Raw genomic sequence first — 25,107 nt, forward strand, 5'->3', positions numbered from 1 at the left:
CACCATGACCACCACCGCACCGGTCCCGGACGACCGGGCACCCCTGGGCCCCGACGGGCCCCCGGCCCCGGATGCCGCCGGCGCCCCCGGCGGCGCACCGGCCCCCGGCACAACCCCGGCCCCCGATGCCGCCGCGGTCGGACCCGTGGCGGCGCCCGGCAGCAGCCCCTGGCAGCTCGCCCGGCGGGAACTCCGCCGCCGCCCCGCCGTCCGCGTCAGCCTCGGCGTCGTCCTCCTCTTCGTCCTCATGGCCGTGACCGCCCCCTGGCTGGGCGCCCTCGGCGGCTGGTCCCCGAACGAGTTCGACAAGACCGCCATCGACCCCTACCTCGGGGGCCAGCCGCTCGGCGCCCTCGGCGGTATCAGCCCGGAGCACTGGCTCGGCGTCGAACCCGTCACCGGCCGGGACCTGTTCGCCCGCGTGATCCACGGCGCGCAGGTCTCCCTCCTGATCGCCTTCGCCGCCACGGCCATCGTGGTCGTCGCAGGCACCGCCGCCGGAATCGCGGCCGGCTACTTCGGCGGCCGCACCGACACGGTCCTGTCCCGGCTCATGGACCTCACCATGTCCTTCCCCTCGCTGATCTTCATGATCGCGATGCTGTCCGTGGCCAAGGACGTCAACCGGATCGTCCTCATGACCACCGTCATCGGGGTCTTCGGCTGGCCCGGCGTCGCCCGCGTGGTCCGCGGCCAGACCCTCTCCCTCAAACACCGCGAATACGTCGACGCCGCCCGCGTGGGCGGCTCCGGCCCCTGGCGGATCCTGACCCGCGACATCCTCCCCGGAGTGTCGGGCCCCGTCATCGCCTACACCACCCTGCTGATCCCCGGAATGATCAGCACCGAGGCCGCCCTCAGCTACCTCGGCGTCGGCGTCCGCCCGCCCACCCCCTCCTGGGGCCAGATGATCGCCGAGTCCGTGGCCTACTACGAGACCGACCCCATGTACTTCGTCATCCCCAGCGTCTTCCTCTTCCTCGCCGTGCTCGCCTTCACCCTGCTCGGCGACGCCCTGCGCGACATCCTCGACCCGAGGGGCGGCCGCAGTTGATCGTCTACCTCGCCCGCCGCCTGCTCGCCCTCGCCGGCGTGCTCCTCGCGATCGCCGCCGTCACCTTCCTCATCTTCTACGTCCTGCCCGCCGACCCGGCCGCGGCCGCCTGCGGCAAGACCTGCAGCGCCGAACGCCTGGCCGACGTACGCACGTACCTGGGCCTCGACCAGCCCCTGTGGCGGCAGTTCACCGACTTCCTGACCGGCATCTTCACCGGCCGCACCCTCGGCACCGGCCAGTACGCCGTCACCTGCGACTTCCCGTGCCTCGGCTACAGCTACGAGAACTCGCTGCCCGTGTGGGACCTGCTGATGGACCGGCTCCCGGTCTCCGCCTCCCTCGCCCTCGGCGCCGCCGTGCTGTGGCTGGTCCTCGGCCTCGGCGCCGGGGTCACCGCCGCCCTGCGCAAGGACACCGCCACCGACAAGGCCCTCATGGTCGGCGCCGTCGCCGCCGCCTCGCTCCCCGTCTACTTCACCTCCGTGATGCTCATCTACGGCGTCATCCGCATCGCCGGCCTCCTGCCCTACCCCACCTACCGGGCCTTCACCGACAACCCGCTCGCCTGGGCCTCGAACCTGCTGCTGCCCTGGACCGCGCTCGCCCTGCTCTACGCCGCCATGTACGCGCGCCAGAGCCGCGGCTCGATGATCGAGGCGATGGCCGAGCCCTACATCCGCACCGCCCGCGCCAAGGGCATGCCCGAGCGCACGGTCGTCGTCAAACACGGACTGCGCTCCGGCATGACCCCGATCCTCACCATCTTCGGCATGGACCTCGGCGGGCTGCTCGCCGGAGCCGTCATCACCGAGTCCATCTTCGGACTGCCCGGCATCGGGCGGCTGTTCTACGGCGCCCTGGTCAACTCCGACCAGCCCGTGGTCCTCGGCGTCACCCTGCTCGCCGCCTTCTTCATCGTCGTCGCCAATCTCCTCGTCGACCTCCTGTACGCCGTCATCGACCCGAGAGTGAGGTACTGATGGCCGCCACCCCTCCGCTCCTCGACGTACGCGATCTGTGCGTCACCTTCACCACCGAGCGCGGGACCGTACGGGCCGTCGACTCGATCGGCTTCACCGTCGAGGCCGGACGCACCCTCGGCATCGTCGGCGAGTCCGGCTCCGGCAAGTCCGTCACCTCGCTCGCCGTCATGGGACTGCACCGCGGCCGGGTCGAGGTCGGCGGCTCCGTGGCGCTCGCCGGACGGGAACTCACCGGCCTGACCGAGCGCGAGCTCGGCAAGGTCCGCGGCCGCCGGATGGCCATGATCTTCCAGGACCCGCTCTCCAGCCTGCACCCCTACTACACCGTCGGCGAGCAGATCGCCGAGCACTTCCGGGTGCACTTCAAGGCCGGCCGGGCCGCCGCCCGCAGACGTGCCGTCGACATGCTCGGCGAGGTCGGCATACCGGAACCGGCCCGCCGTGCGGGGGAGTACCCGCACCAGTTCTCCGGCGGCATGCGCCAGCGCGCGATGATCGCCATGGCCCTGGCCTGCGAGCCCGATCTGCTGATCGCCGACGAGCCGACCACCGCCCTGGACGTCACCGTGCAGGCGCAGATCCTGGAGCTCATCGCCCGGATCCAGCAGGAGCGCGGCCTCGGCGTCGTGATGATCACCCACGACCTGGGCGTCGTCGCCCGCGTCGCCCACGAGGTCCTGGTCATGTACGGCGGCCGGGCCGCCGAACAGGCCCCGGTCGACGAACTGTTCGCCGACCCCGCCCACCCCTACACGCGGGGCCTGCTCGACTCGCTGCCCCGGCTCGACACCGCCGACGACGTCCCCCTGCCCTCCATCCCCGGCGTCCCGCCCTCCCTGCTCGCACCGGCCCCCGGCTGCGCCTTCGCCCCGCGCTGCCCGAAGGCGGCCGCGCGCTGCACCGGCGTCCGGCCGGAGCAGGAGGTGTACGGGGACGGACCCGCGCGGACCGTGGCCTGCCACTTCGCCGGGGCCCGTACCGCCCAGGAGGCGGCCCGATGACCGAGACCGCCGCACCGCTGCTGTCCGTACAGGACCTCACCATGACCTTCCCCGGCCGGCGATCCGTGACCGGGCGCCGGGGGGCGCCCGTGCGCGCCGTCGACGGGGTTTCCTTCGACCTGACCGCCGGGCAGACCCTCGGCCTCGTCGGGGAATCGGGCTGCGGGAAGTCCACCACCGGCCGGATGCTGGTGCGCCTGCTGGAGCCCACCTCGGGCCGGGTCGCCTTCGAGGGCAAGGACATCAGCCGGCTGTCCCAGAGCGCGCTGCGTCCGCTGCGCAAGAACATCCAGATGGTCTTCCAGGACCCGCACTCCTCCCTCAACCCGCGCCAGACCGTGGCCCGGATCATCTCCGATCCGCTGCTGGTGCAGGGCTGGAGCGCCGGTGACGCCCGCCGCCGCGCCGCCGAGCTGATGGAGCTCGTGGGCCTGATCCCCGAGCACATCGACCGCTACCCGCACGAGTTCTCCGGCGGCCAGGCCCAGCGCATCGGCATCGCCCGCTCGCTGTCCACCAGCCCCCGGCTGATCGTCGCCGACGAGCCGGTCTCCGCACTGGACGTCTCCGTGCAGGCCCAGATCGTCAACCTGATGGAGCGGCTGCGCGGAGAACTCGGCCTCGCCTACGTGTTCATCGCGCACGACCTGTCGGTGGTCAAACGCGTCAGCGACCGGGTCGCCGTCATGTACCTCGGCCGGATCGTCGAGATCGGGGACAAGAAGTCCCTCTACGAGAACCCGCAGCACCCGTACACCCGGGCGCTGCTGTCCGCCGTACCGCTGCCCGACCCGGCGGCGGAGCGGCGGCGGGAGCGGATCGTGCTGCTCGGCGACCCGCCGAGCCCGGCCGCTCCACCCCCGGGCTGCACCTTCCACCCGCGCTGCCCCAAGGCGCAGGAGGTCTGCCGCACCGAGAAGCCGCTGCTGCGGCTCGCCGCCTCCCGCGAGGTGGCCTGTCACTTCCCCGGAGACTGACGGGGGTCGAGGGGGAGGAAAAGGGAGGGCCCGGAGCCGATCGCATCGGCCCCGGGCCCTCCCGCTGCCGTGCCGGGGCCCGGGGTTGGCGTCCGGACGGTGCCCTCGCCTACGGTCGTGGCTCCGGCCAGATCATCGACGACGCGAGGCGGGCACTGAATGACCGAGCAGCGAATACCGGAGCGCACCCGCCGTCATCCGGTGGCGACGGCCGTGGCGACCGCCGCGGCGGCGACCGCCCTGCTCGGCCTGCACGCGGTGGCTGGCTTCTTCGTCCTGAACGCGCTGCTCACCAAGTCCGAAGGGCCCTGGGACCGCACGGTGACGGACACCGTGCAGCTGATGGCCGTGCTCGCCCTGGTGGTGGAGCTCATGGCCGCCGCGGCGACGGCGGCCTGTGTGACGACGGGCAGGCTGCGCCGCTGGTGGTACGCGCCGGTGGCAGCCCTGACCCTCACCGCCCTGATCCGCATGGTGCTCGCCCCGCGGCCCTGACCCCGGCCGCGGGGGCGGAGCGGGCGGCTCAGGCCAGTTCGCGGCGGAAGAACTCCAGTTCCATTGCCATCAGCTTCTCCCGGGTGCCGCCCGGGGTCATGTGGGTGACGCCCGGCAGGGCCAGGAGCTGGTGCGGGCGGCCCGCGTCCGTCAGGGCCCGGGAGAGGCGCAGGGTGTGGGACGGGTGGACGTTGTCGTCGGCCAGGCCCGTGATGAGCAGCAGCGGGCGGGTCAGGCCGGGGGCGTCCGGGACGAGGGAGTCCCGCTCGTACACCTCGGGCTCGTCCTGCGGGAGACCCAGGTACCGCTCGGTGTACGCCGTGTCGTAGTGCCGGAAGTCCGTCGGCGCGGCCCCGGCGGCCGCCGCGTGGAAGACGTCCGGACGGCGCAGTACGGCCATGGCCGCGAGGTAGCCGCCGTAGGACCAGCCGCGCACCCCGACCCGGCCGAGGTCGAGGTCGGTGTGGCGGGCGGCGAGCGCGTGCAGCGCCGCGACCTGGTCGTCGAGGGTGACCCCGGAGAAGCCGCGGTACATGGCGTGGGTGTGGGCGGGGGAGACGTACGCGGTACCGCGGTTGTCGACGGTCACCACGGCGAAGCCCTGGTCGGCCCACCACTGGCGGTGCTGCCAGCGGCGCGGGTCGGCGGTGACGTCCTGCGCGCAGGGGCCGCCGTAGCTGTCCATCAGGACGGGCAGCTTCCGGCCGGGGACGTGGTCGCGGGGCAGTACGAGCGCGGTGGGGACGCCGTGCTCGGTGACCCGCTCCAGGACCGGCGCCACCCGGAAGGGCAGCGGCTGGGACAGGTCGGCGGGGCTGAACTCCCGCCCGTCGGCGGTGCGTACGGTGCGGCGCACCCCGTCGGTGTCGGCGCAGGTCAGCAGGAGGTTCCCGGCGGACGCGGACACGCTGTGCACCCCGGGCCCGTCGGCGACCGGGGCCAGCTCCCCGGTGACCGGGTCCAGCAGCAGCACCTGCTGCTCGGACGGGTCGCGCAGGCCCGCCTCGATCAGCAGCCGGCCCTCGTGGACCCCGGCGACCGCGCGGACCTGGATCCCGTCCCCGGTCAGCAGCACGCCGTCCACGGCGAGGGCGCGGGCGGCGCCGCCCGGGGTGTCGGCGGCGGTCAGCATCCGCCCGTCGGCGAGGCGGGCCGGGGTGCCCGGGACCAGCGCGTCCACCCACTGCGGGTGCGTGGTGCGGCACAGCTCGCGGGTGCGGCCGGTGGCCGGGTCGGCGGTCAGCAGCAGCACGTTGCGCTGGAGCCGGTCGTGGACGGTGAGCAGGATCTCGGTGGCCGACTCCCAGCCCGCGTCGGAGACGTACGGATACGCCGCGGCGTCCCAGTCGAGCCGTATCCGGGACCCGCCGTCGCCGAGCACCCACAGCTGGACGTCGGCATTGGGCCCGCCCGCCTCGGGATAGGCGAAGTCCTCGCCGGGCAGCTCGGGGTGCTCGGGGTCGGTGAAGTGGCGCCGCTGGAGGGCGGACTCGTCGACGCGGGCGGCCAGCAGGGTGACTCCGTCCGGGGACCACCAGTGGCCCCGGGCGCGGCCCAGTTCCTCGGCGGCGGCGAACTCGGCGAGACCCCAGCGGGCCCCGTCGTCGGGGCTGACCCGGCCGCCCGGGGCGACGTACAGGACGTCGTCGGCGACGTAGGCGGTGCGCGAGCCGTCGGCGTTCGGCCTCGGGTCCAGTGCGGGTCCGGCGGCCGGGATCTCCTTGGGCGTCCCGGCTCCGCCCGCGGTGACCTCGAAGAGCCGGCCGTAGAGGGCGAAAACGGCGTGCAGGCCGTCGCCGGAGAGGGCGTAGGAGCCGATTCCGGAGGCGACGAGCCGGGTCCGTTCGCGCAGCCGGCGCTCGGCGACGGGGAGGGGGCCGGGCTCGGGGCACAGTTCGCGGGGATCGGCGAGCCGGGTCTCGGCGCCGGTGGTGGTGTCGAGCACCCAGAGGCTGTCGAAGGCGTCGGTGGGGCCTGTCGACCGGAGGAACCAGAGCAGCCGTCCGTCGTCACCGAAGGAGAAGGCGCGCGGGGCGCCGTGGGTGAAGCGGGCCGTGCTCGCGGAGAGCCTGAGGAAGTCATCCATGATCGTAGTGTGACATGTGAAATGTCACCACTACTAGGCTGTTCGAGTGGTGACCCCAGAGGCGCGGGCTTAGCGTCGAAAAGGTGGACCCGAAAGCATCGCCGAGCAACAAAGGGACCGAAGGCAAGGTCCCAGGAGGTGGCAACGGACTCGCCCTGTTCGTCATCGCCTCCTGCCAACTCATGGTGGTTCTCGACATCACGATCGTGAACATCGCGCTGCCGCACATCCAGACGGCGCTCGACTTCTCGACCGAGAGCCTTTCCTGGGTCGTCAACGCCTACACCCTCGCCTTCGGCGGCCTCCTCCTCCTCGGTGGCCGCACCGGCGACATCCTCGGCCGCAAACGCGTCTTCATCTTCGGTGTCCTGCTCTTCGGACTCGCCTCGCTCCTCGGCGGACTCGCCCAGAACGAGGGCCAGCTGATGGCCGCACGCGCCCTCCAGGGCGTCGGCGGCGCCATCGCCTCGCCGACCTCCCTCGCGCTGATCACCACCACCTTCCGCGAAGGACCCGCCCGCAACCGGGCCTTCGGCGTGTTCGCGGGCGTCTCGGCCGCCGGCGGCGCGATCGGACTCCTCGCGGGCGGCATCCTCGTCGAATGGCTCGACTGGCGCTGGGTGCTCTTCGTCAACGTCCCCATCGCCATCGTGATCGCCGTGCTGGCCACGAAGGTCCTGCACGAATCCGAACGCCACCCGGGACACTTCGACTTCGCGGGCGCGCTGCTGTCCACCCTGGGCATGGTCTCGCTCGTCTACGGCTTCATCAGGGCGTCCCAGGAGGGCTGGCGCGACCCGATCACCCTCGGCTCCTTCGGCGCCGCCGTGGTCCTGCTGACCCTCTTCATCCTCAACGAACGGCGCTCGCCGCAGCCGATCACCCCGCTGCACATGTTCGCCGACCGCAACCGGGCCGGGACCTACGGCATCATGCTCATGCTCGCCTGCGCGATCTTCGGCATGTTCTTCTTCCTGACCCTCTTCGTGCAGATCGTGCTGGGCTTCAGCCCGATCCAGGCCGGCCTCGCCTTCCTGCCGGTCAGCGCGGTGATCGCGGTGGGCGCGGCGATCACCGCGAAACTGCTGCCGAAGTTCGGCCCCAAGCCCTTCATGGTCACCGGTGCGCTGTCCTCGGCGGCCGGACTCGCCTGGCTGACGCAGACCGATGTCGATTCGACGTACCTCGGCAGCATCCTGGGCCCGATGCTGCTCTTCGCCCTCGGCATGGGCCTGCAGTTCGTCTCGCTGACGCTGATGGCCCTGTCCAACGTCACCGACCGGGAGTCGGGAGCGGCGTCCGGACTGCTGAACACGATGCAGCAGGTGGGTGGCTCGCTGGGCCTGTCGATCCTGGTGACCGTCTACGGCACGGCGAGCCGCAACGAGGCCAAGCAGCAGATACCGGAGTTCCTCAGCACCGCCGGCCCGGTGCAGAAGGCATTCTTCCAGCGCACCGGGCAGCTCCCGAAACCGTGGGGCGACCAGGTCCTCACCTCCGGCATCAGCGCGGCCTTCGTCGTGGCGGCCCTGTTCACCCTGGTCGGGGCACTGATCGCACTGTTCGTCATCCAGGTCCGGCCCTCGGACCTCGAACGCCTCAAGGGCAACCACAAGCCGGCGGCCGACCGGGCCTGAAGGAGCCGCTGGGTCTAGACAGCGGTGACGCGGGCCGCGAAGGCGTCCAGGTTCTCCGACATGCGGGTGAGCCGCTCGTCCAGCGTCAGGGACTCCTCGTACCGCCCGGCGCGCAGCCTCGGCTGCCGCTTGCCGCGTACGTACAGGGGACAGGCGAGGTCCGCGCAGATGTACGTGCCGACCGTGTTGCCCTCACGGCCGCGGGCGCCCGCCAGCGGGGCGGCGAGCAGGGTGACCCCCGAGGAGGCGTGACCGGTCAGACAGATCTGGCACAGGCTGGACTTCACCACGCTGGTGCGGCCGACTGACGGCACGCGCAGCGAGATGCCCAGCGGACCGTCCTCCCGGGGCAGCACGAGATGGGCCCGCAGGGGCGCTCCCGGGTCCACCCATCCGAGGAAGTCCAGATCCGGCCAGGGCAGTTCGGTGAAGTCGAGCGGCAGTCGCAGCCGCGCCGCCTCGCCCTTGGTGCAGTTCACGAAGGAGGAGCGGATCTGTTTCTCGGTGAGTGGTTCCACGGGCGTCGACCTTATGTCCCGTGCTGACCGGCCCGCACCTCAATATCCGCTGCCGAGCGCGGCGCGCAGCCGGGCCGCGTCGGCGCGCGTGTTCATCCGCAGGGCCAGCCAGGAGCCGTCCGGGAAGAGCAGGTCCACCCGCGTCGGCCGGCGGCGCAGCCGCGGGATCCGGCGCAGGGCACAGGCGGCGGTGTGGGCCTCGCGGTCCGGGTCGCCGCGGCCCCAGGGCGGCCGCGCCGTGACCGAGCCCGGGAGCCCCGGGCTGCCGGGGTGCGCGGTGAACAGGGCGTACGGCCCGTCGGTCCGGGCCTGCCAGTGCGTCCAGTGGAAACCGTGCAGGGCCAGGGCGAGGCGGCCGGCCTCGCCCGTCCAGCCACCGCGCAGGGCGGGGCCGTGGACGAGCCGCCCGGCCAGCCGGGCGGCCCGTTCGAAGGGGTCGAGAAGCGCGGCCGCCGCGTCGGCGAGGTCGTCGGGCAGCGCGCTCAGGAACCGGACGAGGAAGAACCCGCTGATCCGGCGGAGCAGCGGGTCAGGGGCGGGCGGGCCGGGCAGCATCGCGCGCGCCGGCCGGCGCGCGTACGGGGACAGCCTGCCGGGAATCTCCTCATCCATCCGACCATGATCGCCGGACGGACACTACCCGTCCAAGCGGCGGATCCGGCAGCGCGCCGGACCGTTCGTGCTCAGGGTGATCCCGGCACCGACCGGGATCTCGGTGTCCACGGCCTCGAACTCGTAGGCCCGCAGGATCATCGCCAGCGCGATCACCGACTCCAGCATCGAGAAGTGCTGCCCGATGCAGGCGCGCGGACCCCCGCCGAACGGGAACCACGCGTACCGCGGCCGCTCCGCCTCCGCCTCGGGCGTGAAGCGCTCGGGGTCGAAGCGGTCCGGATCCGGCCAGTGGGCGGGGTGGCGGTGGGTCACCCAGGGCGCCAGGATCACGTCCGCGCCCGCCGGGACGGTGTGCTCCCCGATCCGGGTCTCGGCGACGGCCTTGCGGCCGATGACCGGAGCCGCCGGATAGAGCCGCATGGCCTCCTTGAGGACCTGGGTGAGAAACGGGAGCCGGTCCAGGTCGGCGGCCCCGGGCGTACGGTCGCCCAGCACGCGGGAGATCTCCTCGCGGGCCCGGTCCTGCTCCCCGGGATGGCGGGCCAGCAGGTGCAGGGCGAAGCAGAGGGAGGTGGCGGTCGTCTCGTGCCCGGCGAGCAGGAAGATCAGCACCTGGTCGCGCAGCTCGGTGGCGTCGAACTCCCCGTCGTCCGAACTCCGGGCGGCGGCCAGCAGCGTCAGCAGGTCCTCGCCGGGAGTCCCGGCCCCGGCGCTCCGGCGCTCCGCGATGATCCTGTCGCACACCCCGTAGAGCTCGTCCATCGCGGCGGCCGCCCGCCGGTTGCCGGGCGTGGGCCAATGGCGCGGGATGTTCGCGGGGGAGTAGCCGCGGCGCAGTACGTAGTCGGTGATGACCGGGAAACATCCGGCCACGACATCGGCGGTGGCCTCGACGTCGGTGCCGAACAGGATGCGGGCGACGGCGCGCAGGGCGAGGTGCATCATCTCGTCGGAGACGTCGACGACGCCGTCGCGGGCCTCGCCCCAGGAGGCGATGACCGCTGCGGTCTCGGCGGCGATCGCTTCGGCGTAGCCGTCCACCCGGCGCCGGGTGAACAGCGGCTGCACGAGCCGGCGCTGACGCAGGTAGTCCTCGTCCTGACTGGTCAGCAGCCCGTTGCCGAAGGACTCGCGGACCTCCTGGTAGAAGTGGTTGTCCTTGCGGAAGCGGGCCGCGTCGGACGCGAGCACCTGCTGGGCGCCCGCGGGGGAGAAGACGCAGTACAACTCGGCACGCATCCCGGGCGGACCGGCCGTGATCCGCACCAGGTCACCGTGCTGGTGCTGGGCCCGCAGATAGGTGCCGAGGGAGTCGGACTTCAGGTCGAACAGCGACCCGAGCAACGGCACCCCGGCGAGCCCGGGCACCTCCTTCCCCTCCTTCCCCGTGTCCGCTCCGGAGTTCGTTCCCAGTGCCATGGCCGCCCCTTCGTCCTACGGAAGCCCGATTCTGCCGCGCCGCGCCGCACCTGGCGAGGACGGCGTTCCAACAGGCCGAAGAGTGGCCTGATGACCACCCCCGCCACCGGCGGCCCCCCGGTTCCTTCCGCGTGGCGATCAGCAGGGGGCCCAGCCACAATGGAAGGGTTATCTGCGTTGCACCCCGAGGTGATGCTCATGTGTCGGTGGCTCGCGTATTCGGGAACACCCCTGCTGCTCGAAACCATCCTGTACAAACCGGCCCACTCGCTGATCGACCAGAGCCTGCACTCCAAACTGGGTGTGGAGACGACGAACGGCGACGGATTCGGCGTCGGGTGGTACACGCAGGAGGACACGGCCACCCCGGCGACCTTCAGGGACATCGGCCCCGCCTGGAACAACCGCAACCTGCGGGAGATCGCGGACCACGTCCGCTCCCCGCTGTTCTTCGCCCACATACGGGCGTCGACCGGTACGGCGGTGCAGCAGACGAACTGTCACCCGTTCCGCCACGGCCGCTGGCTGTTCATGCACAACGGGGCCATCGCCGAATTCCACCGGATGCGGCGGGAGCTCACCCTGCTCGTCGACCCGGCCCTGTACCCCGAGGTCGAGGGGTCGACGGACTCCGAGGTGATGTTCCACCTGGCGCTCACCTTCGGCCTGGAGGCGGACCCGCCGGGCGCGGTGGCCCGGATGGCGGGCGTGGTGGAGCGCGTCGGCCGTGAGCACGGTGTGGAGTTCCCGCTCCAGATGACCCTCGCCATCAGCGACGGCGAACGCCTCTGGGCCTTCCGCTACTCCAGCCGCGGTGAGTCCCGGTCGCTGTTCTACAGCAGCCGGGTGGACGCACTGCGCAGGCTGCACCCCGACATGGAATTCCTCCAGGAAGTCTCCGACGACACCCGCCTGGTCGTCTCCGAACCCCTCGGCGACCTGCCCGGCGCCTGGAACGAAGTCCCGGAGAACTCTTACGGAATAGTCCGACCCGGCGCGGACTCCCTCCACCCCTTCACCCCCCAGGCCGCGTAAGGGCAGTTGCACGGGACGATCGGGTCCCGGACGGGAACTCGTGGACGCCTTCAGGCCCGTTCGGTCCTGACATCGCATCACCTAGGCTTTTCCTCGGTGCGGAACATCCGAGGGGGGACCTTGAGCGTTGAATCGAGTACGGCGAGGCCGGCCACGCGGCGGTCGGCGGCAGCCAGGGCCACATCCGGGCAGGACCTGCTGCCCGGCACGGAGACCGGCACCGAGGGTCTGCGTCAGCGGCTGAGGCTCCTGCAGGACAGACTGGAGCGCTGCGCCTCGCTGTTGCACGCCCACCGGGAGACCGCCGGCCGCAGTCCTCGGACCGATGCCCTCGCCCTCGGCCTGGTCCAGGCCGACCTCGGCCTCCTGCGGGCCGTGGAGCAGTGCACCGTGGAAGTGAACGACGTCGATGACGCGCTCAATGAGTTCTGCCGTGAGCTCATGGCCGCCGACCTGAAGTCGGTCCGGCGCAAGGAGGAGGCCGAGCGGCTTCTCGCTCTGACAGGGGCCCCGCCCTCGCTCTCCGACGGCTGGAGGGCGTCGGTGGAGATCGCGGAGACGTTCGCTCATGCCTCATCTCCCCTGCTGAGGGTGGAGGGAGGAAGCCTCTTCGGGCCGACCGCCCTGTTCATCAGGCGTTACGCCGAACACGCCACGTTCACGCGCGCCATGTACAGGGACATCGGCGCGTGGCGGGCGCTGCTGTGGAAGACGGTGGGGGAGGCCCTCGAAGGTCCTCTGCTGCGGGAGCCCACGCTGATGCTCGTGGAGGAGATCGACGCGCTGCATCACAGCCGGTTCGAGCGGCTGATCGCCGACCTCCTCGACCGCGACGGCTACCAGATCATCCGATCGGGCGGGGGTTCGGGCGACATGGGCGCCGACGTCCTCGCAGCCGACCCCCTCGGGCGGTACGTGATGGTGCAGGCGAAGCACTTCACCGGCGGGAACGGCTCGGTGGGCCAACCCGTGGTGCAGCACCTGTACGGCGGGGCGATGGCCACGCACGCCTCGACGCTGCCCGTCGTCGTCACGAACGGAAAACTCACCGGCGGGGCGAAGGTGTGGGCTGCGGAGGACTTCCGGGCACGGCTCATCGGCCGTGACGAGCTGCGGCGGTGGGCGGAGGACGGGGAAACCCTGGAGTCCGTCCTCAAGGGCACCGGGCCCGCATAGCGCTCGGCCGTCATACGCCCTTCCGAAGCTTCCGCACCTTCGCCTCGGCCTCCCCCCTCTGTCCAGTCATGCCTGGAAGACTTCGTAGTCCAGGTGGTAATTCGCGGTGTCGTCGTTCTGGAAGAACGCTCGGTGCCACCCCTGGCCCAGCTCATCCATTCTGATTACGTGGGACCCGAGATGGTCGTCCGGGTCCGGTGAATCCTCTTCGGTCAGCGAGACGATGCCTTCGCCTGCGGCGGGGAGGAGTACGAAGGTGTCGGTGTCCCGGTCCCTTCCGCCCTTCATCTCGCCCGCCCAGAACGTGTTGCCGTTCCACTTGAGGATGCATTCGTCCGTGGTGCTGTCCTCGGTCTCGTAGCAGTGCAGTATTGCGAAATGAACCTGCAGTGGCGGGGTTGAAGGGTTGAAGGGCTCTTGCGGCGTGGTTCCCTTGCAGTCCGGTCCCACCACGGGGTCAAGGTTCTGCTGGGAACGCAGAGCGATGTCCGCGTAGATCTCTTCGGTGCCGATCTCCGTATCTGCGACATCCTTCCTGACTCTCACGGTCCGGCGCCGCTGCATGACTCGGCTGGTCGCTGTGAATGTTTCCTCCTGGGTCGACGTGAGGTCGTCGTCTGCGTCGATAGGATCACTTTCTCGCACCTTGATGAACTCGTGGAATTGAGTCCCGAGTTCCCCCGGATCGAACCTGGCCGTATATGTGATCGTGAATTCAAACTCTGATGCACTTACGGGGCCGCCGGTTATATGCTGATCCGTCACCAGGCACACGTCGGTCACTTCCTCGACGTTCTCGATGGTTTAATTCTGGGCACAAATGACTGCGCCGTCGCAATCCGTAAGAATGTCCTGCGCCCGCAGGTCGTGCCCAGTCCTGGAATTCGAAGGCTCGGGTCGAGGATGTCCATCGCGACATCCCTGCGCGCTTGAGCCGGTCTGCACAGAAGAACTCGTCCTACGAGCCTGCTGACCTGCGTTCCACGTTACGCCTGAGGCAGGTGGCGGGCGAGCCGGACCGACGGCCGTGGCGTTGTATCGCTCAACCATTCGGGCGGCTTGGTGTGTCGGCGGGCGCACACGAGTCGGAGGTGCGGTACTTGACCTGAGGCGCCACCGGCAACCGCCTCAAATACTGCAGTACTGAGCCCTGTTCCGGCTCGCTCGCAGACGTCCGGGCGTGAACGCGAAGGGCCGTCGGCGGGGTCTTCCGCGGGGGCGGAGACACCGGCGACGGCCCACAGACGGCCCAGGAGGACGGGAAAGCGTCCTGACCTGCGGCGTACTCAGATGTCGCGGAAGATCTCGATCTGGGCGCCCACCGAGTTGAGGCGCTCGGCCAGTTCCTCGTAGCCGCGGTTGATCACGTAGACGTTGCGCAGGACCGAGGTGCCCTCGGCCGCCATCATCGCCAGGAGGACGACCACCGCCGGGCGCAGGGCCGGCGGGCACATCATTTCCGCCGCGCGCCAGCGGGTGGGGCCCTCGACCAGGACGCGGTGGGGGTCGAGGAGCTGGAGGCGGCCGCCGAGGCGGTTCAGGTCCGTCAGGTAGATGGCCCGGTTGTCGTACACCCAGTCGTGGATCAGGGTCTGCCCCTGGGCCACGGCGGCGATGGCCGCGAAGAAGGGGACGTTGTCGATGTTCAGCCCGGGGAACGGCATCGGGTGGATCTTGTCGATCGGGGCTTCGAGCTTCGAGGGGCGGACCGTGAGGTCGACCAGGCGGGTGCGGCCGTTGTCCGCCGTGTACTCCGCCGAGCGGTCGTGGTCAAGGCCCATCTCCTCCAGGACCGCGAGCTCGATCTCCATGAACTCGATCGGCACCCGGCGGATGGTGAGCTCCGACTCCGTGACGACCGCGGCGGCGAGCAGGCTCATCGCCTCGACCGGGTCCTCGGAGGGGGAGTAGTCCACGTCCACGTCGATGCTCGGGACGCCGTGCACGGTGAGCGTGGTGGTGCCGACGCCGTCGACCCGGACGCCCAGTGCCTCCAGGAAGAAGCACAGGTCCTGGACCATGTAGTTGGAGGAGGCGTTGCGGATGACGGTCACGCCGTCGTGCCGGGCGGCGGCCAGCAGCGCGTTCTCGGTGACGGTGTCCCCGCGCTCGGTCAGCACGATCGGGCGGTCGGGAGAGATCCCGGCCGCCACCTTCGCGTGGTAGATGCCCTCGGTCGCGGTGATGTCCAGGCCGAAGCGGCGCAGGGCGATCATGTGCGGCTCGATGGTGCGGGTGCCGAGGTCGCAGCCGCCCGCGTAGGGCAGCCGGAAGGTCTCCATCCGGTGCAGCAGCGGGCCCAGGAACATGATGATGCTCCGGGTCCGGCGGGCCGCGTCCGCGTCCATGGCCTCCATGTCGAGGCGGGCCGGCGGGATCAGCTCCAGGTCCACGCCGTCGTTGATCCAGCGGGTGCGCACGCCGATGGAGTTCAGGACCTCCAGGAGGCGGTAGACCTCCTCGATGCGGGCCACCCGCCTCAGCACCGTACGGCCCTTGTTGAGCAGCGAGGCGCAGAGCAGGGCGACGCACGCGTTCTTGCTCGTCTTGACGTCGATGGCGCCGGACAGGCGGCGGCCGCCGACCACGCGCAGATGCATCGGGCCGGCGTAGCCCAGGGAGACGATCTCGCTGTCGAGCGCTTCACCGATTCGGGCGATCATCTCAAGGCTGATGTTCTGGTTGCCGCGTTCGATGCGGTTCACTGCGCTCTGGCTGGTGCCGAGCGCGTCGGCGAGCTGACTCTGTGTCCAGCCCCGGTGCTGCCGGGCGTCACGGATGAGCTTGCCGATGCGTACGAGGTAGTCGTCTGCCATGGGGGCACGCTATCTCAGATATGAGATGACCCTTGCGCCGGGTGTGGCAAATGGGTGAAATGGGCGGTACTTACCGGTCGTCAGGTCCCATGACGGGGTTCCCGTACGCGTGATGCTCGACGATCCGGCCCAGCAGGCGGGTGAGCTGCTCCCGTTCCCCGGTGGACAGTGGGGCGAGGAGTTCCTCCTGGGCGGCGTCGAGGATCTGCTCCAGCTTGCGCAGCCGCCGTCTGCCGGGTGCCGTGAGGGTGATGACGTTGCGCCTGCGGTCCTCGGGGTCGGGGGCCCGTTCGACCAGTTCGCGTGCGGCGAGTTCGTTGATGACGGAGACCAGGTCGCTGCGGTGGATGCCGGTGCGGGCGCTGAGGGTGGCCTGGCTCGCCGGGCCGGATTCCTCCAGGGCGACCAGGGCCGCGTAATGCCATTTGCGGGCATCTGCCCCACTCAGTCCCTCCGCCACGAGGCGCTGCGCGTGGGTGGAGGCCTGTCCGAGCAGTCGGCTGGGCAGCTCGCGCAGCCGTGCGGGGACGAGGGTCCCGTTCTCTTCCGTGGTCATGGGGCGATGCTACCCGTTGCGTTAGTGCCACTAACGATATAACTTCGTTCGTGTCACCAACGTTAGTCACCCGAACGATTTCCGAAAGGGGCCTCCCATGGCCACGATCGACGTACTCGACTCGACGATGTACTACGAGGACCGCGGCGAGGGCGCCCGCGGTGTCCCCTTCGTCTTCCTGCACGGCAACCCGACCTCCTCCCACCTCTGGCGGGGCGTCCTGCCCCTGATCGAGGGCGGGGTCCGCGTCCTGGCGCCGGACCTCATCGGCATGGGCCGCTCCGGAAAGCCGGGCGATGAGTACCGCTTCGAGGACCACGCCCGCTACCTGGACGCATGGTTCGACGCCCTCGGGCTCGACGAGGTGGTGCTGGTCGGTCAGGACTGGGGCGGGGCGCTCGCCTTCGACCGGGCCGCCCGGCATCCGGGGCGGGTCCGCGGTATCGCCTTCATGGAGACGATCGTGCGGCCGCTCGGACGGGCCCAGTACCCGCCGGCCGCACGTGTCCGGTTCGAAGCGATCCGCACCCCGGGCGTGGGGGAGGAGATGGTGCTGGACCGGAACATCTTCATCGAGGACAGCATCGGGCAGACCGTGCTGAAACCGATGAGCGAGACGGACCGCGCCGTCTACGCCGCCCCCTACCCGACCCGCGAGAGCCGGCTGCCCATGCTTCAGTGGGCCCGCTCGCTGCCGATCGACGGCGATCCGGCGGACGTGCTCGCCGTCGTGGAGAAGTACGACGCCTGGCTGGCCGACAGCCCGCAGGTGCCCAAGCTCCTGCTCACCTTCGACGGCTCGCCGGCCCTGATGGTCGGCCCCGACACCGTCGCCTGGTGCGAGGAGAACATCTCGGCGCTGGAGACCGAGTACTGCGGCCCGGCGGCGCACCTCTGCCCCGAGGACCGGCCCGCGGAGATCGCCGCCGCCGTCAACTCCTGGGCCGCCCGGCACGGCCTCGCGGGGTGAGTCCGGCAGCGGCCCCTGCGGTCACCGCTGCCGGACCCCCGGCCGTCCCTGCGGGCACCGCCGGCCCCCGCCGGCCCGCCCGCTCAGTGCTTGCAGGCGTGGTGCCGCCCCCCGGCGTGCACCGCCGCGTACGAGGCCGGGCGCGGACCCGACGCCGCGCCGGCCACCCGCGCCGAGGCCGCCCTCCCCGACGCCGAATCCGCGTCGTGCACCACGCGGCCGCCGACCAGGGTCATCCGTACGGCCGTTGCGCTGATGTCGGCCACCGGGCAGCGCGTCACGTCCCGGTCCAGCACCACCAGGTCCGCCGCCTTGCCCGGTTCCACGGTGCCCGTCAGCCCCTCCTGGCGCAGCTGCCACGCCGTCCCCGAGGTGTGCATCCGCAGCACCGTGTCCCGGCTCAGTCCCTCCAGCTCCCGGTACAGCTCGCCCGCCCCGGAGGCGCCCTGCCGGTCGATCGCCGTCCGCAGCTGGTTCCACACCTGCAGCGCGTCCACCGGCCAGTCGGAGCCGCCCGCCAGCCGCGCGCCCGCCCTCTCCAGGCTCCGCGCCGGATACATCCACCGGTGCCGCCCGGGTCCGATGTAGGGGAGCAGCGCCTCCATCGTCCAGGTGTCCTTCGCCGCCCACTGGAGCTGCATGCACGCCGTGACCCCGAGCTGGGCGAAGCGCCGCAGGTCCGCCGGGTCCACGAGCTGCAGGTGCGCCACGGCGTTGCGGGCGTCCTTGCGGCCCGTCGCCCGCCGGGCGTACGCGTACCCGTCCAGCGCGGTGCGTACCGCGCGGTCGCCGAGTCCGTGGGCGTGCATCTGCCAGCCCGCCCGGTTGAAGGCGGCGCTGAGCCGGCCGTAGTCCGCTGCCGAGGTGTAGAGCTCACCGCGGTTGCCGGTCGGCCTGCCGTTCCCGTCGAGGTACGGCTCCAGCAGGGCGGCGGTCTGCGCCGGGTATTCGATGACCCCGTCCAGGAACACCTTGATCATTCCGAACCGGAGCCCGCGCACCCCCTCGAACTCCCGCCGCAGCCCCCGTGCGTACGTCAGTGCGCCCGCCGGGTCCTTGGCCTGCCCGGCGTCAAGCCGGATCGCCGGCACGATCCGCTGCGGCAGCTTGCCCGCCGCCGACAGTGCCTGGTACAGCTCCAGTTCGTGCCGTCCCACCAGCGCGTCCATCATCGTCGTGATGCCGGACGCGGCCGCCAGCCCGAGCACCTTGGCGCAGGCCGCGACCAGGTCGGCCCGGGTGGGCTCCGGTATGTGCTGCCGTACCAGGCCCTGGGCGTCGTCCTTGAGGACGCCCGTCGGCCGGCCGTCCGCGCCCTTGACCACCTTGCCGCCGACCGGGTCGGGCGTGGCCGCCGTGATCCCGGCGATGTCCAGGGCCCGCCGGTTGGCCCACAGGTTGTGCCCGTCGCCGCCGACGAGGGCGATCGGCCGCCGGGTCGGGAGCGCGTCCAGCATCGAGTGGTGCGGATGGGTCCCCGCGGGCTGCAGGCCGACCGGGTTCCAGTCCTCGACCACCAGCCAGCGGTCGGGCTCCGCGCCCGCGCCGCCCGTCTCGGCGAGGAAGCCGGTCAGGATCTCCTGGAGCCCGGCCACGGTGGTCTCCGCGCCCTCCAGCGAGGGCGACAGCGAGCGCTCGCCCGCGCCGAGCGGGTGGACGTGGCCGTCGTGGATGCCGCTCATGACCGTGCCCCGGCGGGCGTCGACGACCTCGGTGTCCCGGCCCACGTGCCGGCGCACCGCCGCGTTCGTCCCGGTGGCCAGGATCCTGCCGTCCCGGCCGACGGCGACGGCCTCGACGGGCGCCCGGCCGCCGGTCCCGGTGAACACCGACGCGTTGTGGACCACCAGGGCCGCCGAACCGCGCCCGCCCGAGGGGGCGGCCGAGGGGGCCGGGGAGGCCGCGGCCGGAGCGGCTCCCAGCAGGCCCGCCGCCCCTGCGACCCCGGCGGCTCCGGCGACCGTGAGGAGTCCCCGGCGGGAAAGGTGAGAAGACGTCATGCTCACTCCAAACGTTGGTGTGGCCAGGACACTGTTTGATTAACCGCTTAACCAGAAGCCGCCCCCGCCGACGAAATCCGTACGATGACGGCGTGCCAGAGCCAGAGCCAGAGCCAGTGCCCCTGCCCGCGTCCGGCCCGACCCTCGCCGACATCGCGCGCGCCGCCGAAGTCTCCACCGCGACCGTCTCGCACGCGCTCAACGGCACCGGCCGCCTCGGCGGGTCCACCCGGCGGCGGGTCCGCGAGGTGGCGGGCGCGCTCGGCTACGGAGCGCGCCGGGGCCCGCGCACCCGCAGCCTCGGCCTCGCGGTGACCACGTACGCGGGGGACGCCTGGGACTTCGTGGGGATCGCCTACTTCTCCCGCTGGCTCACCGCCGCGACCTCGGCGGCGCACGCGCACGGGTACGCCCTGACCACCCTGCCGGCGGACCGGGGCGCCGAGCCGCTGTGGCACACCCTCGCCGTGGACGGGATGCTGCTGCTCGACAGCCCGGCCGGCGACCCGGTGCTGCGGGCCCTGCGGGCGCGGGGGATGCCGGTGGTCTTCGACGGGCGGCCGCCCGACCCCTGGCCGGGGGACATCTGGGTGGACAACGACCACACCGCCACCACGCGGGAGGTGCTCGACCACCTCGCGGCGTCCGGGGCCCGCCGGATCGCACTGCACTCGGGCTACGGCCGGGAGTTCTACACCGGGGCCGTCACGTCGGCCTACGAACACTGGTGCGCGGAGCACGGCACGGATCCCCTCCTGGTCCCCTTCGACCCCGACGACACGGCGGGGCGCGCCTTCGACTCCGCGTTCGCCGGGCCGGACCGGCCCGACGCCGTGTACTGCGTGTACGACCCGGGCGGCCGGCAGGTGCTGGCCGCCGCCGAGCGGCACGGCCTGCGGATACCCGGCGGACCGGGGCATGACGGGCTGCTGCTGGTCTGCGCCAGCGAGGATCCGGCGTACGACGGGACCGGACCCGCCGTGACCACCGTCACCCTGAATCCGGAGCGGATCGCCGTCTCGGCCGTGTCTGTCCTGGTCAACCTGATCGAATCCGGACATGCGGAATCGCCTGGCCAACGGACGGTCCCGGCGGCGCTACGGGTGCGCGCCTCGTCCCTCCCCCCGGACATGTACTAGAGTTATCTCGACATCGAGATATCTGCCGAAGGCGTACCGCAGCCGCCCCCGCTGGTAAGGGTTACCTAACTTAGCCCTACCTTAGCGGATTGGCCAAGGGGCGTGGCGGCAGGATTGCGGTTATACGCGCGAATTCATGCATGAAGGAGACTGTCGTGTCGGCGAACAGCTTCGACGCCCGCAGCACGCTGCAGGTGGGCGACGAGTCGTACGAGATCTTCAAGCTGGACAAGGTCGAGGGCTCCGCCCGCCTTCCCTACAGCCTGAAGGTCCTGCTGGAGAACCTGCTCCGTACCGAGGACGGCGCGAACATCACCGCCGACCACATCCGGTCGCTCGGCAACTGGGACTCGCAGGCCCAGCCCAGCGAGGAGATCCAGTTCACGCCGGCCCGCGTGATCATGCAGGACTTCACCGGCGTCCCCTGCGTGGTGGACCTCGCCACCATGCGTGAGGCCGTGAAGGCGCTCGGCGGCGACCCGGCGAAGATCAACCCGCTCTCGCCCGCCGAGATGGTCATCGACCACTCGGTCATCGCCGACAAGTTCGGCACGAAGGACGCCTTCGCGCAGAACGTCGAGCTCGAGTACGGCCGCAACAAGGAGCGCTACCAGTTCCTGCGCTGGGGCCAGACCGCCTTCGACGACTTCAAGGTCGTCCCGCCGGGCACCGGCATCGTCCACCAGGTCAACATCGAGCACCTGGCCCGCACGGTCATGGTCCGTAACGGCCAGGCGTACCCCGACACCCTCGTCGGCACCGACTCGCACACCACCATGGTCAACGGCCTCGGCGTGCTGGGCTGGGGCGTCGGCGGCATCGAGGCCGAGGCCGCGATGCTCGGCCAGCCGGTCTCCATGCTGATCCCGCGCGTCGTGGGCTTCAAGCTGACCGGCGAGCTGCCGACCGGCACCACCGCCACCGACCTCGTGCTGACCATCACCGAGATGCTGCGCAAGCACGGTGTCGTCGGCAAGTTCGTCGAGTTCTACGGTGAGGGCGTCGCCGCCACCTCCCTCGCGAACCGCGCCACCATCGGCAACATGTCGCCGGAGTTCGGCTCCACCGCCGCGATCTTCCCGATCGACGGCGAGACCCTGAAGTACCTGCGCCTGACCGGCCGCGACGCCCAGCAGGTCGCGCTCGTCGAGGCGTACGCCAAGGAGCAGGGCCTGTGGCTGGACCCGGCTGCCGAGCCGGACTTCTCCGAGAAGCTGGAGCTCGACCTCTCCACGGTCGTCCCCTCCATCGCCGGCCCGAAGCGCCCGCAGGACCGCATCGTCCTCGCCAACGCCGCCGAGCAGTTCGCCGCGGACGTGCGCAACTACGTCAGCGAGGACGAGGAGGCCGGCAAGGAGTCCTTCCCGGCGTCCGACGCCCCGGCCGCCGTCAACGGCGTGCCGACCCGCCCGACCCAGGTCACCCTGGCCGACGGCACCTCCTTCGAGATCGACCACGGTGCCGTCACCGTTGCCGCGATCACCTCCTGCACCAACACCTCGAACCCCTACGTCATGGTCGCCGCGGCGCTCGTGGCCAAGAAGGCGGTCGAGAAGGGCCTGTCCCGCAAGCCGTGGGTCAAGACCACCCTGGCCCCGGGCTCGAAGGTCGTCACCGACTACTTCGACAAGGCCGGCCTGACCCCGTACCTCGACAAGATGGGCTTCAACCTCGTCGGGTACGGCTGCACCACCTGCATCGGCAACTCCGGTCCGCTGGACGAGGAGATCTCGAAGGCGATCAACGAGCACGACCTCGCGGTCACCTCGGTCCTCTCGGGCAACCGCAACTTCGAGGGCCGCATCAACCCCGACGTCAAGATGAACTACCTGGCCTCCCCGCCGCTGGTCGTCGCGTACGCCATCGCGGGCTCCATGAAGGTGGACATCACCAAGGACGCCATCGGCATCGACACCGAGGGCAAGCCGGTCTTCCTCCAGGACATCTGGCCGTCCGAGGCCGAGGTCAACGACGTCGTGGCGAACGCCATCGGCGAGGACATGTTCAGCAAGTCCTACCAGGACGTCTTCGCGGGCGACGCCCAGTGGCAGGCGCTGTCGATCCCGACGGGCAACACCTTCGAGTGGGACCCGCAGTCCACCTACGTCCGTAAGCCCCCTTACTTCGAGGGCATGACGATGGAGACCACCCCGGTCTCCGACATCGCCGGCGCCCGCGTGCTGGCGAAGCTGGGCGACTCGGTCACCACCGACCACATCTCCCCGGCCGGTGCGATCAAGGCCGACACCCCGGCCGGCAAGTACCTCACCGAGCACGGTGTCGAGCGCCGCGACTTCAACTCGTACGGTTCCCGCCGCGGCAACCACGAGGTCATGATCCGCGGTACCTTCGCCAACATCCGCCTGCGCAACCAGATCGCGCCGGGCACCGAGGGCGGCTTCACCCGCGACTTCACGGTCGAGGGCGCGCCGGTCTCCTTCATCTACGACGCCTCGCAGAACTACCAGGCCGCCGGCATCCCGCTGGTCATCCTGGCGGGCAAGGAGTACGGCTCCGGCTCGTCCCGCGACTGGGCCGCCAAGGGCACCGCGCTGCTCGGCGTCAAGGCCGTCATCGCCGAGTCCTACGAGCGCATCCACCGCTCCAACCTGATCGGCATGGGCGTTCTGCCGCTGCAGTTCCCCGAGGGCGCCACCGCGGCCGCGCTCGGCCTCACCGGCGAGGAGACCTTCGCGTTCACCGGCGTGGAGGAGCTGAACAACGGCACCACCCCGCGCACGGTCAAGGTCACCACCGACACCGGTGTGGAGTTCGACGCGGTCGTCCGCATCGACACGCCGGGCGAGGCCGACTACTACCGCAACGGCGGCATCATGCAGTACGTGCTCCGTAACCTCATCCGGGGTTAAGGGCGCGCCAAGCGGAGCCTCGCTCCGCTCAATCGGCACCATAGGGCCGTATCCCCGTTGCGGGGGTACGGCCCTTCCGCATTTTCGTCACGGCGGTGCCAGATGACGGACAGGTCTCAACTCGGAAAAGCTGGCGGTCATCCTTGTGCACGATCTTGCTCAGGCGAGCGGAAGTGGACTATACCTGTGCGCGTCCAGGTCGCTTCACAGGAGCGGCCCCGGACCCGGGGGACAGCGGGGAACTGCGGCGTCGTCCGCATGCACGGCAACTGCCGTGATTTCCCGCGTCCTTCACACTTCTGACGAAGGCGAGGACATGAGCATGGCATCCACCGGTGAGGGCCTCGGCCGCCGTGATCTGATCAAGCGCTCTGCGGCACTCGGCCTGATCACCGTGCCGACGATGGGCTTCCTGTCCGCCTGTGCGTCCGGCGGCGGTGAGACCACCAACGGCCCGTCCAAGGCCGCGACGAGCGCGCAGAACCCCTTCGGCGTCTCGAAGGGCAGCAAGCTGGACGTCGTCGTCTTCAAGGGCGGCTTCGGCGACGACTACGCGAAGGCCTGGGAGGCCGCCTTCGACAAGAAGTGGGGCACCACCAGCTCCCACCTCGGTACCCAGGAGATCACCGGCAAGCTCCAGACGCGCTTCAACGGCGGAAACCCGCCGGACGTCGTCGACAACTCCGGCGCCCAGCGGATCAAGCTCGACGTGCTCTTCAAGAGCAACCAGCTCGCCGACCTCACCCCGGTGCTCGACGCGCCCTCGCTCGACGACCCGGGCAAGAAGGTCCGCGACCTGCTGATCGCGGGCACCGTCGAACAGGGCACGCAGGGCGGCAAGTTCGTCTCGCTCAACTACGTCTACACCGTCTTCGGCTTCTGGTACTCCGGCAAGCTCTTCAAGGAGAAGGGCTGGACCGCGCCCAAGACCTGGGACGAGTTCCTCGCGGTCTGCGCGAAGGCCAAGGAGGCCGGCATCGGGGGCCTCGCCCATCAGGGCAAGTTCCCGTACTACATCAACGTCGTCATCATGGACCTGATCGCCAAGAAGGGCGGCCTGGACGCCATGAAGGCGATCGACAACCTGGAGCCGAACGCCTTCGAGGGCAGCGCGGCGGCCCTCGCCGCCGTCGAGGCGGTCTACGAGGTGGTCGAGAAGGACCTGCTGCTCCCGGGCACCAACGGTCTGACCCACACGGAGTCCCAGACCGCCTGGAACCAGTACAAGGCGGCCTTCATCCCCTCCGGCTCCTGGCTGGAGAACGAGCAGCTCAAGCAGACGCCGGACGACTTCGACATGCAGTTCCTGCCGGTCCCGCTGCTGGCGGACAGCAAGCTGCCCTTCGAGGCCATCCGGGCCGGCGCGGGCGAGCCCTTCATCGTTCCGGAGAAGGCGGCCAACAAGGCCGGGGGTCTGGAGTTCATCCGTTCGATGCTGTCCCGCGAGTGGTCGACCATCTTCGCCCAGCAGGCCAATTCGCTCACCGTGGTCAAGGACGGCGTGGACCCGGGCGTGAAACTGCGGCCGGGCACCCAGTCGGCGGTGGCGGCCCTCAAGGCGGCGGGGGAGAACACCTTCAACTACCTTTACCCCGACTGGTACAGCGAGATGGACACGGCGATCCAGGACGCGTCCAATGAGCTGATGGCCAAGCGGATCCAGCCGAAGGAGTGGATCAAGCGGGCCCAGGCTGCGGTAAACAAGGCGGCGCAGGACCCGAACGCCAAGAACAACCGTCGCAGCTGACCACGCGCAC

The 25,107-nt window shown here is 70.8% G+C and carries 20 protein-coding genes; 12 read left to right on the top strand and 8 right to left on the bottom strand.

Annotated features, from left to right (window positions below; all coding sequences use genetic code 11):
• The first annotated feature begins 4 nt into the window (after positions 1 to 4).
• The 5 genes from ACWGE1_RS01545 (at position 5) to ACWGE1_RS01565 (ending at position 4,513) form a co-directional block, all read left to right on the top strand.
• On the top strand, positions 5 to 1,054 hold the full coding sequence (locus ACWGE1_RS01545; protein ID WP_453418526.1) for an ABC transporter permease: 1,050 nt from the start codon (positions 5 to 7) through the stop codon (positions 1,052 to 1,054).
• Positions 1,051 to 2,037, top strand: coding sequence for an ABC transporter permease (locus ACWGE1_RS01550; protein ID WP_453418527.1), 987 nt, complete (start codon positions 1,051 to 1,053; stop codon positions 2,035 to 2,037). Before ACWGE1_RS01545 ends, ACWGE1_RS01550 begins: the two co-directional genes overlap by 4 nt.
• Positions 2,037 to 3,041 (top strand): ABC transporter ATP-binding protein, encoded by a 1,005-nt coding sequence (locus tag ACWGE1_RS01555; RefSeq protein WP_453418528.1) that lies wholly within the window; start codon positions 2,037 to 2,039, stop codon positions 3,039 to 3,041. The genes ACWGE1_RS01550 and ACWGE1_RS01555 overlap by 1 nt, the downstream gene beginning before the upstream one ends.
• A complete protein-coding gene (locus tag ACWGE1_RS01560; protein WP_453418529.1) occupies positions 3,038 to 4,018 on the top strand; it encodes an ABC transporter ATP-binding protein in 981 nt (326 codons plus the stop codon). Before ACWGE1_RS01555 ends, ACWGE1_RS01560 begins: the two co-directional genes overlap by 4 nt.
• A gap of 159 nt (positions 4,019 to 4,177) precedes the next feature.
• A complete protein-coding gene (locus tag ACWGE1_RS01565) occupies positions 4,178 to 4,513 on the top strand; it encodes a hypothetical protein (RefSeq protein ID WP_453418530.1) in 336 nt (111 codons plus the stop codon).
• Positions 4,514 to 4,541: 28 nt separating this feature from the next.
• Here ACWGE1_RS01565 and ACWGE1_RS01570 read toward each other — a convergent pair whose 3' ends face one another.
• On the bottom strand, positions 4,542 to 6,599 hold the full coding sequence (locus tag ACWGE1_RS01570) for an alpha/beta fold hydrolase (RefSeq protein ID WP_453418531.1): 2,058 nt from the start codon (positions 6,597 to 6,599) through the stop codon (positions 4,542 to 4,544).
• An 83-nt stretch (positions 6,600 to 6,682) separates the two neighbouring features.
• On the opposite strand from ACWGE1_RS01570, the gene ACWGE1_RS01575 reads away from it, so the two are divergent.
• A complete protein-coding gene (locus tag ACWGE1_RS01575) occupies positions 6,683 to 8,236 on the top strand; it encodes an MFS transporter (RefSeq protein WP_453418532.1) in 1,554 nt (517 codons plus the stop codon).
• Between the two features lie 14 nt (positions 8,237 to 8,250).
• Here ACWGE1_RS01575 and ACWGE1_RS01580 read toward each other — a convergent pair whose 3' ends face one another.
• The 3 genes from ACWGE1_RS01580 to ACWGE1_RS01590 are packed head-to-tail and all read right to left on the bottom strand — an operon-like array spanning position 8,251 to position 10,788.
• A complete protein-coding gene (locus ACWGE1_RS01580) occupies positions 8,251 to 8,754 on the bottom strand; it encodes an FBP domain-containing protein (protein ID WP_453418533.1) in 504 nt (167 codons plus the stop codon).
• 39 nt (positions 8,755 to 8,793) lie between these two features.
• Positions 8,794 to 9,366: a hypothetical protein gene (locus tag ACWGE1_RS01585; protein ID WP_453418534.1), complete on the bottom strand. Its 573-nt coding sequence runs from the start codon at positions 9,364 to 9,366 to the stop codon at positions 8,794 to 8,796.
• A 24-nt stretch (positions 9,367 to 9,390) separates the two neighbouring features.
• A complete protein-coding gene (locus tag ACWGE1_RS01590) occupies positions 9,391 to 10,788 on the bottom strand; it encodes a cytochrome P450 (protein WP_453418535.1) in 1,398 nt (465 codons plus the stop codon).
• Between the two features lie 198 nt (positions 10,789 to 10,986).
• On the opposite strand from ACWGE1_RS01590, the gene ACWGE1_RS01595 reads away from it, so the two are divergent.
• The gene (locus ACWGE1_RS01595; RefSeq protein WP_453418536.1) at positions 10,987 to 11,823 is read left to right on the top strand and encodes a class II glutamine amidotransferase; all 837 of its coding nucleotides are present in this window, start codon (positions 10,987 to 10,989) and stop codon (positions 11,821 to 11,823) included.
• Between the two features lie 120 nt (positions 11,824 to 11,943).
• Positions 11,944 to 12,999 carry a restriction endonuclease gene (locus ACWGE1_RS01600; RefSeq protein ID WP_453418537.1) on the top strand — a complete coding sequence of 352 codons (1,056 nt, stop codon included), beginning with the start codon at positions 11,944 to 11,946 and terminating at the stop codon, positions 12,997 to 12,999.
• Positions 13,000 to 13,065: 66 nt separating this feature from the next.
• Here ACWGE1_RS01600 and ACWGE1_RS01605 read toward each other — a convergent pair whose 3' ends face one another.
• From ACWGE1_RS01605 to ACWGE1_RS01615, 3 genes are all read right to left on the bottom strand, one after another.
• On the bottom strand, positions 13,066 to 13,782 hold the full coding sequence (locus tag ACWGE1_RS01605) for a hypothetical protein (protein WP_453418538.1): 717 nt from the start codon (positions 13,780 to 13,782) through the stop codon (positions 13,066 to 13,068).
• Between the two features lie 503 nt (positions 13,783 to 14,285).
• Complete coding sequence (locus ACWGE1_RS01610; RefSeq protein WP_453418539.1) at positions 14,286 to 15,815, bottom strand: helix-turn-helix domain-containing protein; 1,530 nt, start codon at positions 15,813 to 15,815, stop codon at positions 14,286 to 14,288.
• Positions 15,816 to 15,885: 70 nt separating this feature from the next.
• A complete protein-coding gene (locus ACWGE1_RS01615; protein WP_453418540.1) occupies positions 15,886 to 16,371 on the bottom strand; it encodes a MarR family winged helix-turn-helix transcriptional regulator in 486 nt (161 codons plus the stop codon).
• A gap of 97 nt (positions 16,372 to 16,468) precedes the next feature.
• Between ACWGE1_RS01615 and ACWGE1_RS01620 the strand changes: the two genes are divergently transcribed.
• Positions 16,469 to 17,341: a haloalkane dehalogenase gene (locus ACWGE1_RS01620; protein ID WP_453418541.1), complete on the top strand. Its 873-nt coding sequence runs from the start codon at positions 16,469 to 16,471 to the stop codon at positions 17,339 to 17,341.
• Between the two features lie 83 nt (positions 17,342 to 17,424).
• On the opposite strand, the gene ACWGE1_RS01625 is transcribed toward ACWGE1_RS01620, so the two are convergent.
• Positions 17,425 to 19,341 (bottom strand): amidohydrolase, encoded by a 1,917-nt coding sequence (locus ACWGE1_RS01625; protein ID WP_453418542.1) that lies wholly within the window; start codon positions 19,339 to 19,341, stop codon positions 17,425 to 17,427.
• A gap of 92 nt (positions 19,342 to 19,433) precedes the next feature.
• Between ACWGE1_RS01625 and ACWGE1_RS01630 the strand changes: the two genes are divergently transcribed.
• The 3 genes from ACWGE1_RS01630 to ngcE all read left to right on the top strand — a co-directional run bounded on the left by ACWGE1_RS01630 (position 19,434) and on the right by ngcE (position 25,097).
• On the top strand, positions 19,434 to 20,480 hold the full coding sequence (locus tag ACWGE1_RS01630; RefSeq protein WP_453418543.1) for a LacI family DNA-binding transcriptional regulator: 1,047 nt from the start codon (positions 19,434 to 19,436) through the stop codon (positions 20,478 to 20,480).
• A 155-nt stretch (positions 20,481 to 20,635) separates the two neighbouring features.
• A complete protein-coding gene (acnA, locus tag ACWGE1_RS01635) occupies positions 20,636 to 23,350 on the top strand; it encodes an aconitate hydratase AcnA (RefSeq protein ID WP_453418587.1) in 2,715 nt (904 codons plus the stop codon).
• Positions 23,351 to 23,666: 316 nt separating this feature from the next.
• Positions 23,667 to 25,097 carry an N-acetylglucosamine/diacetylchitobiose ABC transporter substrate-binding protein gene (gene ngcE / locus ACWGE1_RS01640; protein ID WP_453418544.1) on the top strand — a complete coding sequence of 477 codons (1,431 nt, stop codon included), beginning with the start codon at positions 23,667 to 23,669 and terminating at the stop codon, positions 25,095 to 25,097.
• The last annotated feature ends 10 nt before the right edge of the window (positions 25,098 to 25,107 follow it).

Source organism: Streptomyces sp. NPDC054932 (genome assembly GCF_053610205.1).

Excerpts from the sequence above, each read along its gene's own strand:
- ACWGE1_RS01545 (WP_453418526.1), top strand. The coding sequence starts at position 5 with ATGACCACCACCGCACCGGTCCCGGACGACCGGGCACCCCTGGGCCCC.
- ACWGE1_RS01555 (WP_453418528.1), top strand. The coding sequence starts at position 2,037 with ATGGCCGCCACCCCTCCGCTCCTCGACGTACGCGATCTGTGCGTCACC.
- ACWGE1_RS01560 (WP_453418529.1), top strand. The coding sequence starts at position 3,038 with ATGACCGAGACCGCCGCACCGCTGCTGTCCGTACAGGACCTCACCATG.
- ACWGE1_RS01565 (WP_453418530.1), top strand. The coding sequence starts at position 4,178 with ATGACCGAGCAGCGAATACCGGAGCGCACCCGCCGTCATCCGGTGGCG.
- ACWGE1_RS01570 (WP_453418531.1), bottom strand. The coding sequence starts at position 6,599 with ATGGATGACTTCCTCAGGCTCTCCGCGAGCACGGCCCGCTTCACCCAC.
- ACWGE1_RS01585 (WP_453418534.1), bottom strand. The coding sequence starts at position 9,366 with ATGGATGAGGAGATTCCCGGCAGGCTGTCCCCGTACGCGCGCCGGCCG.
- ACWGE1_RS01590 (WP_453418535.1), bottom strand. The coding sequence starts at position 10,788 with ATGGCACTGGGAACGAACTCCGGAGCGGACACGGGGAAGGAGGGGAAG.
- ACWGE1_RS01595 (WP_453418536.1), top strand. The coding sequence starts at position 10,987 with ATGTGTCGGTGGCTCGCGTATTCGGGAACACCCCTGCTGCTCGAAACC.
- ACWGE1_RS01610 (WP_453418539.1), bottom strand. The coding sequence starts at position 15,815 with ATGGCAGACGACTACCTCGTACGCATCGGCAAGCTCATCCGTGACGCC.
- ACWGE1_RS01615 (WP_453418540.1), bottom strand. The coding sequence starts at position 16,371 with ATGACCACGGAAGAGAACGGGACCCTCGTCCCCGCACGGCTGCGCGAG.
- ACWGE1_RS01620 (WP_453418541.1), top strand. The coding sequence starts at position 16,469 with ATGGCCACGATCGACGTACTCGACTCGACGATGTACTACGAGGACCGC.
- ACWGE1_RS01625 (WP_453418542.1), bottom strand. The coding sequence starts at position 19,341 with ATGACGTCTTCTCACCTTTCCCGCCGGGGACTCCTCACGGTCGCCGGA.
- ngcE (WP_453418544.1), top strand. The coding sequence starts at position 23,667 with ATGAGCATGGCATCCACCGGTGAGGGCCTCGGCCGCCGTGATCTGATC.